This window comes from Bradyrhizobium sp. B124, assembly GCF_038967635.1.
Classification (GTDB): Bacteria; Pseudomonadota; Alphaproteobacteria; order Rhizobiales; family Xanthobacteraceae; genus Bradyrhizobium.
Window position 1 is genome coordinate 3979162 of record NZ_CP152413.1, and the last position, 13077, is coordinate 3992238.

General features: G+C 64.8%; 11 protein-coding genes. 2 read left to right on the forward strand and 9 right to left on the reverse strand.

Going from position 1 to position 13077, the window contains the following annotated elements; all coding sequences use genetic code 11:
• Position 1 precedes the first annotated feature (1 nt).
• Positions 2-997 carry a VOC family protein gene (locus tag AAFG13_RS19140; protein ID WP_249132255.1) on the reverse strand — a complete coding sequence of 332 codons (996 nt, stop codon included), beginning with the start codon at positions 995-997 and terminating at the stop codon, positions 2-4.
• A 265-nt stretch (positions 998-1262) separates the two neighbouring features.
• Between AAFG13_RS19140 and AAFG13_RS19145 the strand changes: the two genes are divergently transcribed.
• Positions 1263-3224, forward strand: coding sequence for an EAL domain-containing protein (locus AAFG13_RS19145; protein WP_342712988.1), 1962 nt, complete (start codon positions 1263-1265; stop codon positions 3222-3224).
• A gap of 33 nt (positions 3225-3257) precedes the next feature.
• Here AAFG13_RS19145 and AAFG13_RS19150 read toward each other — a convergent pair whose 3' ends face one another.
• The 7 genes from AAFG13_RS19150 to AAFG13_RS19180 form a co-directional block, all read right to left on the reverse strand.
• The gene (locus AAFG13_RS19150) at positions 3258-4238 is read right to left on the reverse strand and encodes a PDR/VanB family oxidoreductase (protein ID WP_342712989.1); all 981 of its coding nucleotides are present in this window, start codon (positions 4236-4238) and stop codon (positions 3258-3260) included.
• A 12-nt stretch (positions 4239-4250) separates the two neighbouring features.
• Positions 4251-4997 (reverse strand): GntR family transcriptional regulator, encoded by a 747-nt coding sequence (locus AAFG13_RS19155; RefSeq protein WP_212315684.1) that lies wholly within the window; start codon positions 4995-4997, stop codon positions 4251-4253.
• 8 nt (positions 4998-5005) lie between these two features.
• The gene (locus tag AAFG13_RS19160) at positions 5006-6055 is read right to left on the reverse strand and encodes an aromatic ring-hydroxylating dioxygenase subunit alpha (RefSeq protein ID WP_342712990.1); all 1050 of its coding nucleotides are present in this window, start codon (positions 6053-6055) and stop codon (positions 5006-5008) included.
• Between the two features lie 249 nt (positions 6056-6304).
• Complete coding sequence (locus AAFG13_RS19165; protein ID WP_342712991.1) at positions 6305-7291, reverse strand: DUF2778 domain-containing protein; 987 nt, start codon at positions 7289-7291, stop codon at positions 6305-6307.
• A 260-nt stretch (positions 7292-7551) separates the two neighbouring features.
• The gene (locus tag AAFG13_RS19170) at positions 7552-9933 is read right to left on the reverse strand and encodes an EAL domain-containing protein (RefSeq protein ID WP_342712992.1); all 2382 of its coding nucleotides are present in this window, start codon (positions 9931-9933) and stop codon (positions 7552-7554) included.
• 135 nt (positions 9934-10068) lie between these two features.
• On the reverse strand, positions 10069-10479 hold the full coding sequence (locus AAFG13_RS19175) for a DOPA 4,5-dioxygenase family protein (RefSeq protein ID WP_092124462.1): 411 nt from the start codon (positions 10477-10479) through the stop codon (positions 10069-10071).
• 23 nt (positions 10480-10502) lie between these two features.
• The gene (locus AAFG13_RS19180; protein WP_212315690.1) at positions 10503-11123 is read right to left on the reverse strand and encodes a class I SAM-dependent methyltransferase; all 621 of its coding nucleotides are present in this window, start codon (positions 11121-11123) and stop codon (positions 10503-10505) included.
• Between the two features lie 185 nt (positions 11124-11308).
• Between AAFG13_RS19180 and AAFG13_RS19185 the strand changes: the two genes are divergently transcribed.
• The gene (locus AAFG13_RS19185) at positions 11309-12013 is read left to right on the forward strand and encodes a hypothetical protein (protein ID WP_342712993.1); all 705 of its coding nucleotides are present in this window, start codon (positions 11309-11311) and stop codon (positions 12011-12013) included.
• Positions 12014-12149: 136 nt separating this feature from the next.
• On the opposite strand, the gene AAFG13_RS19190 is transcribed toward AAFG13_RS19185, so the two are convergent.
• Positions 12150-12716: a hypothetical protein gene (locus AAFG13_RS19190; protein WP_342712994.1), complete on the reverse strand. Its 567-nt coding sequence runs from the start codon at positions 12714-12716 to the stop codon at positions 12150-12152.
• Positions 12717-13077 lie beyond the last annotated feature (361 nt).

The following is a 13077-nucleotide window of genomic DNA, read 5'->3' on the forward strand; positions in this document are numbered from 1 at the left end:
GCTATTTCGCGAGGTAACTCTCGAGCGTCAACGGCTTCGGCTTCACCTGCGGCTCGCGGATCGCGACACTTTCGAACGGCGTCGCCTCCTCGAACCAAGCCTGTCGCGCCGGCAGCCCCCATGGAAACGAGATCTTGGTGTCTGACGGATCCCAGCCGATCGGCTCGTTCTCGATGTCCATGATCTGGTAGTGCGTGTTGAACAGCTCGACGCGGTGCCCGTCGGGATCGCGCATGTAGACATACATCGCGTGCCCCGGCCCGTGCCGCCCGGGTCCGCGTTCGACCGCCGCGCCATGGCCGAGCTCGCCGGCGAGATCGCAGGCGTTCAGCAGGTGATGGACCTCGGGCGCGAGGAACGCGAAATGATGCAGCCGCGGCCCCGCACCGTTGAAGAACACGATGTCGTGCGGATTGCCCTTGCGCTGCAGGAACACGCCGCGCAGATCGAACGTGCCGGCGGGCGCGATATACTCGCTGAGCCGAAAGCCGGCCGCGGTATAGAACTCGCACGCCTTGCGCACCTCCGGCGTCAGCACCTGGTAATGATCGAGCCGTAGCGCCGAGCCGCCGGCATGGCGGGTGAATTTGGTGATCATGCGCGGCTCGACCGGCATGGTCGCGCAGAACTCCAGCGGCGTGCCGGCCGGATCGGTCGCCTGCAGCGTGCGGCCCTGGTGCGGCACCTCGGCCCAGGCGGTCTCGCAGCCATGCGCTTCGAAGAAGGCCTTGAGCCGGTCGAGGTCATCATCCCTAAACACCCGCAGGCCGAGCCGCGCGCAGACGGCGCGTTCGCCCTTGTGCAACACAAGGCTGTGATGACAGGCCTCCTCGACGCCGCGGAAATAGAGCGCATCGCCCTCCTCCGCGGTCAGGATCAGCCCGATCACGTTTTCGTAGAACTGCCGGCTTGCCGCGAGATCACAGACGGTCAGGACGACGTGGCTGGCCCGCGTGATCCGAAACCCGGGATCGTGGTTCGTGGTCGGGAACCTCATGCGCACCTTCTGGTTTTGCCGGTCGCGGGAACCCAACTCATTGCGAAAAACCGGCAAGCGATCAAGCCGCGTGGGATTGGGCAATCTCTGCCGATCCGTGACGTCACATCACGCATTTGTATCGATTTGTTAGCAATGCCTCCCGGTGAAACCGAAGCGGGCGCCCGCGGTGGCACGGTCCGTTCCAATAGTTCATAGTTTGTCAAAGGTTTGCAGAGAATTCTTCGGCACCGCGATGGCCAGACCATGCAGGCAACGTAGTGAGATGCGTATCGATCTCAGATCATATTTCGCGGCCTTGTTCGCGGGTGACCTCGCGGCCTTCGGCGCACCACCGACGGATGAAGCGCTCGCCGGCCACATCCGCGCCGAGCAGGTTTCGCTCGTGCTCGGCTATTCCTTCGGCATCATGCTGGCCAACGCCTGCAACGCGCTGGTGCTCGCGGCTGCGCTGTGGCAATCGCCGGATTGGGCCTTCGCGCTGGTGTGGGCCGCTGCGGTGAGCAGCGCGGCGCTGTTCTTCGGCATGCAGGTGCGCGCATCGCGCCGCATCGCCAAGCCGCAATTCGTGTCGCGCCGGACCATGTACCGGCTGGTGCGCAATGCGCTGGCGCTGGGCGCGGCCTGGGGCGTCGTCCCCGTCGCCTTCTTCGCGAACGCATCGAGCGGCGCCCAATTGGTGATCACCTGTCTTTGCGCCGGCATGCTGGCCGGCGGCGCCTTCGCCTTCTCCACGATCCCGATCGCCGCGATTGCCTTCACCGGGCCGATCTTCGTCGGCACCGCGATCTGCCTCGGCAGGGACGGCGACTTCATTTATCTGCTGATGGTCGTGCTCGTCCTGGTCTACGGCTCCGTGCTGCTACGCGGCGTGTTCGTCAATGCGTTCGAGTTCAGGCGCCGCATCATCGCCCAGCACGACGCCGAGCGGACGGTGCGGCAGGATCCGCTGACGCATCTGCCGAACCGCGTCGCCTTCAACGAGGCGCTCAACGGCGCGCTGAGCCGGCTGGAGCGCTCGGGCGAGGAATTCGCGGTGCTGCTGCTCGATCTCGATCGCTTCAAGGAGATCAACGACAGGTTCGGCCATCCGGCGGGCGACGAACTCCTGGTGCAGCTTGCGGCAAGGTTGCAGCGCTGCACGCGCGCGGCCGAACATGTCGCGCGGATCGGCGGCGACGAGTTCGCGCTGATCATGTCCAATTTGACGCGGCCCGAGGACGCGCTCGCGATCGCCGAGCGGTTCGTCGCGGCCTTCGCCGATCCGTTCCCGATCGACGGGTTCGAGATCACCAGCGCGATCAGCATCGGCATCGTGCTCGCGCCCCGGGACGGCAACACCTCCCACGATCTGCTCAAGCATGTCGACATCGCGCTCTACCGGGCGAAGAAATCCGGCCCCGGCACCATCTGCTTCTTCGAGGCCAACGACGACCAGTCGGCGCGCGACCGCCGCGCCCTGCAGCGCGACCTCGAACAGGCCATCGAGGCCGACCAGCTTTTTCTCGTCTACCAGCCGTTCCTCGACATCCGCGAAGGCCGCGTCACCGGCTTCGAGGCGCTGTTGCGCTGGCAGCATCCGACACGGGGTCTGATTCCGCCGAGCGTCTTCATTCCGATCGCCGAGGAGAGCGGACTGATCCACCAGCTCGGCGAGTGGGTGATCCGCCGCGCCTGCGCGATGCTGTCCCGCTGGCCTGATGACATCAGGATCGCGGTGAATTTCTCCGCGGTCCAGTTCCAGAACGTCGGCATCCTGCAGACCATCGTCGAGGCGCTTGCTGAGGCGAATGTCGCGCCGAACCGGCTGGAGATCGAGATCACCGAATCGATGCTGATCTCGAAATACGGATCGGCGCCGGCGATCCTGAACGGGCTGCTCGAGCTCGGCCTGACGGTCGCGCTCGACGATTTCGGCACCGGCTTCTCGTCGCTCACCTATCTGCGCAAGCTGCCGTTCAGCCGCATCAAGATCGATCAATCCTTCATCCGGGACATGCTGACCCAGCCGGATTGCGCTGCGATCGTCAAATCGGTGATCGGCCTCGCGCAGGACCTGCAGATCGGCGTCGTGGCCGAAGGCGTCGAGACCGCCGATCAGCTCGAATATCTGCGCCAGACCAGCTGCGACGAGGTGCAGGGCTATTTGATCGGCCGGCCGATGTCGGGCAGCGATATCTCCGCGCTGCTCGATCACAATCCGCAGCACTCGGAGCACGCGGCGTAACGCCGATCGGGCGCCGCGCACCGGTCCGGCACATCAGAGCGCGTCGGCGCGATGCAGGGTGTCCACCGTGATGGTGCCGCGGGCACGCGAGACGCACGCGCAGATCTTGCGGCTCTCCTGCTTCTGGTGGTCGCTGAAGAAGACGTCGCGATGGTCGATTGCGCCGTCGACATCGACCACGTCAATCGCACAGACGCCGCATTCGCCGCGCCGGCAGTCACTTATCACCTCATGGCCGGCTTCGTTGAGCACGTCCAGCATCGAGCGGTCGCGCGGGATCACGAACTCGGTCTCCTCACCCCTGAGCCGCACGCGGAACGCCTCGGTCGGCAACAGCCCGCTCGATCCAAAGGTCTCGTAACGCAGATCGGTCAGCGGGCGGCCGGACGCCTCCCACGCACGCCGCGCCGCATCCAGCATCCGCATCGGGCCGCAAAACAACGTCATCGTATCCTGCGGCAAGCCCGCGAAGACGCTGTCGAGGTCGAGCCGCCTGCCCTCGTCGCCGGCATGGACGATGAGGCGGTCGCCGAGCAGACGCTCGAGCATATCGAGATAGGCCGCATCGCCGCGCGTGCGCACGGCATAGTGCAATGTCACGCCGGCATCGCGGCGGACCAGCACCTCGGCCGCACCGACGATCGGCGTAATGCCGATGCCGCCGGCGACCAGGCAGAAATGCCGCCGTGTCCAGTCGAGCTGTACCAGCGAGGTCGGCAGCGTGATGGTGAGCCGCGCCCCCGGCGCGAGTGACCACATATAGCGCGAGCCGCCGCGGGAATCCGGCGCGTGCCGCACCGCGATCCGGAACCCTTGCGGATCGACCTCGCCGACCAGCGAATAGGACCGGGTCTGCGGCTGGCCGTCGATGGTGACGCCGACATCGATGTGGCTGCCGACGGGATAGGGCGCGCCGGTGAAATCGTCCGGCCGCAGCAGGAATTCGCGGATGCCGGGCGTGAGATCGCGCGTCGCCAGCAGCGTGGCCGACGTCCAGGTTTCAATGAATCGCATCGCGCGCTCCGTTCAGCCGGCCGTGACCAGCGCCAGCGCCGGCAGCAGATCGAGGTGGGTGCGGTTACGCAGCGCCAGCCGCAGATTGCGTGCCGCAAGCCGGGCATGCTCGCGCATGATCGCTTCGGCCCGCGCGCCCTCGCGGTTCTCGATCGCGTCGACCACGACGCGATGGTGGTCCTGCGCGATCAGCAGGATCTGGCGCGCCTCGGGCAACGCCGATTGCGCCATCACGAAGCCGCTCGGCGAGGCGAACGGCAGCGCCGAGGCGCGGTCGATCTGCCGGATCAGCGGCGGACTGCGCGACAGCTCGGTGAGCAGCGCGTGGAAGCGCGCATTGAGCGCGACATAGGACGAAAATACTTCGACCGAGATCGGGTCCTGCCGCACCAGGCCGTCGATCTCGTTGAGGCATTCCTTCAGCGGCTCGAGATCGCGCGACGAGACGCCGCGCTCGGCGGCAAAGCGCGCGGCAAGCCCCTCCAGCGTGCCGCGCAGCTCGATCGAATCGAGGATGTCGCGCTCGGAAAATGCCTTGACCATGAACCCGCCGGACGGGATCGCCTCCAGCAGGCCCTCCTCCTCCAGCCGGACCAGCGCCATCCGCACCGGCGTGCGCGACACCCCGGTGATCTCGACCGCCTGCAGCTCCGAGATGCGCTCGCCTGGCCGCAGGCGGCCCGAGAGAACCAGGTCACGCAGCGCGAGCTGCGCCCGCACGGTGTGCGATACTGAGCGATCGGCTTCGCGTTCCGCCATGGCCCGGCCTACTCCGCCGCTTGCAACTGCTGTGGCGGATTTTCCTTCGCCACCATGCGATCGATGACGCGCCGCGCCCACATCGCGCCGGCGTCGATGTTGAGGTTGTAGAACACGCGGTCCGGATTCTCGTCCATCGCGCGCTGTTGCGCTTCCAGGATGATCTCGTCCTCGTGGAAGATGCCGGCGACGCCGTCGCGGATTTCGCTCGTGAGGCGCTGCTCGGTGATGCGGTGATTGCGGACGAAGGCCCAGAAGTAATGGCAGGTCTTCTCGGTCTCCGGCGTGATGGTGTTGAGCACATAGCCGTTGACGCCTTGCGAACGATCGCCCTCCGGCGCGCCCGATCCCGCCGGCGCGACGCCGACGTCGATATTGACGGTGCACGGCGCCTCGAAGCGGATGTTCTGCCAGCGGTCGACCGGGCCCGGCTTCTGCAACTGCTTGGCCCAGAACGGCGGCGCCTCGATGCCCCTCATCCAGCGCGTGACGGTCACGGTCTTCTCGCCATGGGTGACATCGAACGGCGCTTCGGCGACCGCATCATTGCCGATGCTCGAGCCGTGCACGAAGGTCTCGTGGGTCAGGTCCATCAGATTGTCGACGACCAGGCGATAATCGCATTTGACGTGAATGGTCTTGCCGTCGCCGGCCCAGGCCGGATCGTGATTCCAGTGCATGTCCGGCACCAGCGCGGGATCGGCGAGCGCGGGATCGCCCATCCAGAGCCAGATGAAGCGATGGCGCTCCACGACGGGATAGGCGCGCACGCAGGCCGACGGATTGATCGTCTCCTGCGAGGGCATGAAGGTGCAGCGGCCCTGCGCATTGTATTTCAGGCCGTGATAGCCGCAGACCACGGTGTCGCCGTCGAGCCGGCCCTTGGAGAGCGGGACAAGGCGATGCCAGCAGGCATCCTCGAGCGCCACGACCTCGCCGTCGCCCTTCCGGAACATCACGACATGCCTGCCGCAGATCGTCCGCGGTAACAGCGCGTGCTTGATCTCGGCATCCCAGCCGGCCGCGTACCACGCGTTCATTGGGAAGGGTTTTGGCATCGGGTCGCCCTCTCGGGATCGCATCGGATACCTTATGTATACATAAACATTTCAATTTTGGCAATACTAAGTATTATACTACCTATATTGGATAAAGGTGTATACTGACACCCAATGTTGAAAGCCGGGGAGCTCTGCCGGCGCATTCCGCCACGCCAACGGCGCATCGCCCGTCGCTTGTCGCGCCGGAGGCGAGGAGGCTCACTGAGGATCGACGGATTCGCTGAACCGGCCGCGCCGGTGTGCGGCTTACGAGTTCGACGCCGCGCGGGTCGAGGCCGACTTGACGTCCTTGATGCTGACCACGACGGCGATGCGCTTGATCGTGCCGCTGCGATAGGCCTGCAGGAATTTGTCGTAGTGCTTGACCGAGATGCAGCCGTTGGAGTCGCCGTTCGGCCCGAGCATGTAGCTGTGCACGAGCAGGCCGACACGCCCGAACGTATCGCTGCCATCGACCGGGGTCATGCGCAGCGCGGGCACGCCGTGGAACAACTTCTCGCGCGGCTTCATCTCGTAGACGCCGGGCGGCGTCGCACCGGCGTTGCGGGCGGTCACATGCGACGGATCGTCGAGCAGATTGCCGAGGCCTGAATGCGCCTCGAACCTGGTGCCGTCGGGCATGTACACGATGCGGCCGGTGATGTCGTAGACCGCCGTGGTGCTGTCATAACCGAGTGCACCGAGATCGAGGCTCGGGCCGGACAACAAGCCATCATTCGGATCGATCGAGGCCAGTTGCAGCTTGCCCGGCATCATGTCGGCGATCTTCTGCAGGAACGTCCGGTTGTCGCCCTGCTGCACCGGCGCCTGCGGCGGCAGCGGCTGATCGTTGCGCGCCAGCAGATTGGCCTCGGCCGGCCGCGACCGCGGCATCGGCACAGTGGATGTCGCCGTGGTGGCCGCGGCGACGGACGCCGACGCCGGCTGGCTGGTCGGCAGTTCGGTCTGGGTGTCACGCAGCTGGCCGGCCAGCGCGTCCTCGATCTGACCGAACTCGGAATTGAAATCGCCGCGGCTCGAACGGAACCCGCGGCGCAAAGGATAATAGAGCGAAGCCGAATTGATCGTGGAACGAGCGCCGAAGCGATCGTCGAAGTTCAGCGAGGCGGTGGTGTTGGCGAGTGCCGGTCCATGCAGCCATGCGGTGGGGTCGATGCCGACCATCCAGGCGGCAAGGCCAGACGACATGACGAGCGCGGTCACGGCAAACGCCGTGCTGCCCACCAGAGACATGCCGCGGCTTGTCTTGCGCGCGGCAGCTTTCGTCGTACGTTGACCCATCATCCCCAAGTCGGTGCTGTGGGGCCTGTTACCCGGCCCACGCTGGATTCACCGTTCGCTCATTATATCAGGGAATTAGAGTAAGGCATAATCGAGACGAAGCGGGCAACGACAGGATTTTTAAACGTTTTTCGGCTGGAAAGTGCCAGCGAATCAGCCCCTGGCGGGCTGAAATGGCCGAAAAAGTCCCGTTTCGGGACAATTTCGGCGACTCAGGCGATCTTTTCTTCCCGGAGGGTGAGCACCGGGACCGGCTTCCCGATGGCGTACCCTTGCGCGTAGTCGACCCCGATCTGGCGCAGCTCGTCCAGGATCGCGAGGCTCTCGACGAATTCGGCGACCACCTGCTTTTGCATGATCTTCGCGGTCTTGGTGATCATCTCGACCATCGCGCGATCGACCTTGCTGTTCAGGATCTCCTTCACGAACGAGCCGTCGATCTTGATGATGTCGACCGGCAGGTGCTTCAGATACGCGATCGAGGACATGCCGGTGCCGAAATCGTCGAGCGAGAAACTGCAGCCGATCTCGCGCAGCCGCGCGATGAACGTCTGCGCCTCGTCGAGATTCGAGATGGCGCTGGTCTCGGTGATCTCGAAACACACCAATGCCGGCGAAACATCATACTGCGCGAACAGTTCGGCGACGAAGTCGACGAAGTCGCCGTCCCCGATGGTGGCGCCGGAGAGATTGATGGCGTAGCTCGCAATCTTGCGCGGGTGGTGCTTGCGCTCGGCGATGATCTCGAAGGCGCGGCGAACCACCCAGCGGTCGATCAGCGGCATCAGCCCGTAGCGTTCGGCTGCGGGCAGGAAGCTGCCGGGCGGCACCAGCGCGCCGTTCTCGTCGCGCAGCCGCAGCAGCAATTCGCGCCGCTCATTGCCCTTCAGCGCACCGTTGATCGGACGGATCTCCTGCTCGTAGAGGCAGAAGCGCCCCTCGTCCAATCCCTTGCGGATGCGATTGACCCAGCTCATCTCGGCGACGCGCACCGCCATGCCGGTATCGGACGGACGGTGTTCCTGGACGCGGTTGCGCCCCTTGTCCTTGGCGAGGAAGCAGGCGACGTCGGCAAGCCGCAACGCGTCCTGCACGCCGGCGCTGTCGGCAAGCGCGACCAGACCGATGCTCGCGCTGATCCGGAAGCTCGAGCCCTCATGGACGAAGCTCGACTGCTCGACCACCGCCCTGATCCGCTCCGCGACATCGGCAGCAACGTCGTGCGTGGCGGAGCCATCGTCACACAGCAGAATGCCGAATTCGTCGCCGCCGAGACGCGCAACCAGCCCGCTGTCGCCGACCTCGGCGACCAGCAGCTTCGCCACCTGCTTCAGCAGCCGGTCACCCGCCATGTGGCCGCAAGTGTCGTTGACGATCTTGAACTGGTCGAGGTCGATCAGCATCAGATCAGCGCCCACGAGCGGCGAACCCGACATCGCCTTGTGCAGCTCGAACTCGAATTGCCGCCGGTTGGCAAGGCCGGTGAGCGCGTCATGGGACGCAGCCCACGCCAGTTCCTCGACCAGCCGCCGCTCGGCCGTCATGTCGTGAATGATCATGACGCGGCCGGCCGGCTCGCCGGCATGCACGATCGCCGTCTCGACCACCGAGACCGGCACGCTGGAATGGTCCGTCCGCACCAGCAGCCGCTGCTGCGGCCGGCTCTCGTCGTCGGCATCGGCGCTCCGGAACGATCCGCGCACCGGCTGCTCGGCAATGCTGAACAGCGATGAAAGCTGCCATCCGGTCACGTCCTGCCCTGACGCGATCAGCCGCTGCGCGGCGCCGTTCATGTAGCCGACGCGATCGTCCTGCGTGGTCACGATCACAGCGTCGCCGATCGAGGCCAGCGTGAGCTGGGCGCGCTCCTTCTCGACCGCGAGCGCGGTCTCGGCAAGCCAGCGTCGCCACAGCATCCGCCTTGTGTGGAACAGCACGATGCCGGCAAGGCAGGCCGCGATCACGAGATTGACCAGCAGCAGCAGCGCGGAGACCTGGCGCGACGCCTTCCCCAACTGGTCGGAGAAATCGACGGCGAGCGTGCTCAGCGCGGCGTCGACCGTACCGATCCGCTCGGCCCAGTGCTTGATGGTCGCAGCCGAGGGATCATGCAGCGCGACGTCGTCGGCGGCCTCGTTCCTGATTTCGATCAGCTGATCGAGCAGCGCGTCCGAGTTCCGCCAGGCCGTCACCGCGCCGGCCACGTGGTGCATCGTGCGGAAATATTTGAACAGCCAGATCAGGCCGCCAATGTCGTCGTCATGATTGCCCGCTTTGGCGAAGCCGGCTCGGGCCACGGCGTCGTTGTTGCCTGGCGCCTCCAGCGCGAGCCGCGCCGTGCGATCGGCCAGCGGCACCGCGATCGCGGCATCGAACTTCTGCAGATAGAGCGGCGCGCCGGTGCTGACATAGGTCTGAAGGTAGTAGATGGCGTCCTTCTGTCCCTTCGACCACAGGCTCTCGCCCGCCACATAGGCGCGCACCGCGGACATCACCTGCAGGCTGCCGGCGGACAGACTGCCCAGCAGCAGCACGATGGCGAGCAGAGGCCCGACCACCCGCCACAGTGACCAGCTTCGAAACGAAAAGAACATGCCCAATGCGCCCGACCCTGAAATGTCGGGTAAGCCTAGGAATGCCGGCTTAACCTCACGTTGCAAAACGCGATGAGTTTGAAGCGACTTGGCTGTAACGGAATTGCGTCAAACTTTATGCAACTGCCGCGACGCTCAGGGACGCAATGTCGGCGACGTGTTCGGGGCCGGCGCCTGCTCCATTTCGGACTCTTCGGGCAGCTTGTCGGCATGGACGGCAAGCGGCGTGCCGATCCAGAGCGGATCGTCGCGATGATCGCGGCGCGGATTGGTCGTGTTGGGATGGACCAGGATGCTCAGGCTGCCATGATTCAACATCAGCCACGGCACCAGGGTCGGAAACAGCTCGGCCGCAAACGCCACCTGATACATCGCCTGATCGTGCGGGCCGACCTTGACGTCGTGCCAACGCCCGAGCGTGACCAGGAAACGCTCACCCATCCAGTTGCGCAGGCGTTCGGCCTCGCCCCGGCTGGTGGCGGGGTCGTAATAGACATGGGCGTGATAGCTTGCGATCTCGCCGATCGTCCGTGGCCCGTCCGTCATCTCGCCTCTCCTTCCGCGGCCGGTCACGTCCGCCGCAGCACACTGAACTGGAACGACTGCGTCGCGCCCCAGGGCGTGACGTGCCGATGCGCCTCATGCGCGATCAACTCGAATGCCGGGCCGATGGTCCGGCTGAGCGTTGCGGGATCATAGCGCTGCACCGGCAGGCCGCTGCATTTTTCCGGACCGTCGAGCGCGAAGGTACCGATCACGGCGTGGCCGCCTGCCTTGACGCCGCGATGCAGTCTCTCGAGATAGGCCGCGCGGTCGCTCTCCGCGACGAGAAAATGGAACGCCGCACGATCGTGCCAGATGTCGAAGGCCTTCGGTGGTTGCCAGACCGTCGCATCGTCGGCGACCCAGCGCACCGCCGGGCCGCTCGCGCCGATCCGTTGCCGCGCGCTCGCCAGCGCAGCTTCCGAGAGATCGAGCACGGTCAGATCATGAAAGCCACTCGCCAGCAGCGCATCGACGAGGCGCGAGGCTCCGCCGCCGATGTCGATGATCGACGCGTCGCGGCCGGGCGCGACGGATTCGATCAGACGCAGCGAGGGCTGCGGATCGGCCTGCGACCAGCTCACCTGCTGCTCGCCCTTGGTCAGGTAGACGGTCTGCCAATGCGACTGACGATCAGAAGCGGTCACGGCGATAGATCCCGAAAGCGGCAGCAACCCGCGTTGCGCACCATTAACCATGAGCTAAGCGCGGCGGTCTCCCGCGTCAACCGGCAGCAGCCAACGCGCGCGGCCGCGCAGCAGCAAATGCCGCATTTGCATCGCCACATTTTCCATTTAACCTGATGGCGAGGTTGAGATCGGGGCGTCCGGGGATGGCCAATTTCGGCTGGACACGCGGCAACAAGCCTGCACAGACGGACGACGCCGCCAGCGACTTGCGCGGCCTCACCGATCCCTGCGCTTTTCTCGCCGCGCTCGACAAGGTGGTGCCGCGCTATCTCGATCTCGCCGACAACGGCGTGCTGGTCTATCCGGCCTGCAAGCGCAAGCCCGGCGACCTGCTCGGCGATGTCAGGGCGATCTGGGAGCACACGCGGCTCGAGGCGATGCGCTACGTCCCCATGGTGCCGCGGAAAGACACCTCGCTGCTGGTCGATCCGGCGCGCCAGGCCGAGATGATCGACGCCTTCCTGCGCCAGCGCGCGCATGACAACACCGTCGTCGATTTCACGGGAACGTCGATCGAGGACTACGGCATCGCGATCTATGCGGCGCTGAACTGGCTGAACCATTGCGGCGCCATCGTGGGTGCCGATCCGCAGAAATTCTCCGGCACACTGCGCAGCTTCCGCAAGGTCATGGTCGTCGCCCGGCAGTGGTGGGCGCTCGACGGCGCCGCCGAGCGCTGCCGGCAGATGCTGGAGGCGCGCGAGCGGCCACCGCTGGTGTTCTTCCTGCTGTGGGCCGAATGCACCAACCTTGCGCGCGAAATCGCGATCGCAGCGGCAGGCGCAGACGCGACCGAAGGCAGCATCGCGCGGCTGCGCGCGGCCGAAGATCCGGAACAGCTGACGTAGGGCGCATACTCATAAATCCAGGACGTCCGCTTTCGAGAGGTAAAGCGGACTCGCAGCCCCGACCGCAAGGATGTCGCCTTTTGACCCGAAGCGGACTCCATTCCTTGTGAGCGGTAGATGGAATGAACGCGGCCTCTCAGTGTGCTACAGGCGTCTCGCGGACAACCCTGCCATTGCGGTCGGCATAAACCAGTCTGTCGTCGACGAGGTGAATGGAGGATATCGGGGCAAAAGCCGACCCAGGGTCGCGCCGGGTCACGAAATCATCAGCCAGACGGAACCTCCCCTCTGCCAGCTTTTCGAGAACGAAATAGCGTTCCTTCGCGACTTGCGGGATTTCCATGGATCGGACGGCAAACTCTCGTCCGGCGGCGACAACGTTTGCACCGCTTGCCATGCCGTAGCCCGGAAACTTGATGTTGCTGAGCTGATGCGCGACGTCGTGCCAGTCCGCGAAATCCGGGCCAACCTGCGCATCTGTCATGAGCTTCTCAACGCGCGGAATCTCCGATGCTGCAAGGTTGGCCGGATCGTTCTTGTAGTCGTCGTAATCGACATACTTCTTTGACAGTCGGATCTTCTCGCCGCGGTAATCCATCTCATCGCTGCCGAACGCCTCAACATAGACCCTACGTCCGAGCACTACGGCGCCCACCGACACGAGGAGGACACCTAAAACGACGATTAACCTTCTGAACCGCATCAAAGTGCAATTCTCCAAGCTGCCCTTAAAGCGAGGACTGTTACAAGCTGCCATGGCGCGGCGTCAATTCTTCTGCCGCCTCTATGATGACGCAAACGCTAAGGACGCGCCTTTCAGGTCACGTTCGGGCTGATCTACAATGTTGCCTCTTGGCCCAAGGCCGACATGCAGCGACGTCGGTTTCGACGTCAGCTTCCGAGACCGAAGCGGACGTGACGAATTTATGATGTACACGCCCTAGCTAAGCACGACTGATCATCGCGTTGATTGATGCGATGATAGACAAAGTCGGGCAAACCGGACGCCCGGCCCACATTTCCCGATGATTTCATGCTCTGTTCGGTTGCTAACGTCTTAGCTT

Bases quoted from the DNA above. Each gene is read 5' to 3' on its own strand.
- AAFG13_RS19140 (WP_249132255.1), bottom strand. From the start codon at position 997: ATGAGGTTCCCGACCACGAACCACGATCCCGGGTTTCGGATCACGCGG.
- AAFG13_RS19145 (WP_342712988.1), top strand. From the start codon at position 1,263: ATGCGTATCGATCTCAGATCATATTTCGCGGCCTTGTTCGCGGGTGAC.
- AAFG13_RS19150 (WP_342712989.1), bottom strand. From the start codon at position 4,238: ATGCGATTCATTGAAACCTGGACGTCGGCCACGCTGCTGGCGACGCGC.
- AAFG13_RS19155 (WP_212315684.1), bottom strand. From the start codon at position 4,997: ATGGCGGAACGCGAAGCCGATCGCTCAGTATCGCACACCGTGCGGGCG.
- AAFG13_RS19160 (WP_342712990.1), bottom strand. From the start codon at position 6,055: ATGCCAAAACCCTTCCCAATGAACGCGTGGTACGCGGCCGGCTGGGAT.
- AAFG13_RS19165 (WP_342712991.1), bottom strand. From the start codon at position 7,291: ATGTCTCTGGTGGGCAGCACGGCGTTTGCCGTGACCGCGCTCGTCATG.
- AAFG13_RS19170 (WP_342712992.1), bottom strand. From the start codon at position 9,933: ATGTTCTTTTCGTTTCGAAGCTGGTCACTGTGGCGGGTGGTCGGGCCT.
- AAFG13_RS19175 (WP_092124462.1), bottom strand. From the start codon at position 10,479: ATGACGGACGGGCCACGGACGATCGGCGAGATCGCAAGCTATCACGCC.
- AAFG13_RS19185 (WP_342712993.1), top strand. From the start codon at position 11,309: ATGGCCAATTTCGGCTGGACACGCGGCAACAAGCCTGCACAGACGGAC.
- AAFG13_RS19190 (WP_342712994.1), bottom strand. From the start codon at position 12,716: ATGCGGTTCAGAAGGTTAATCGTCGTTTTAGGTGTCCTCCTCGTGTCG.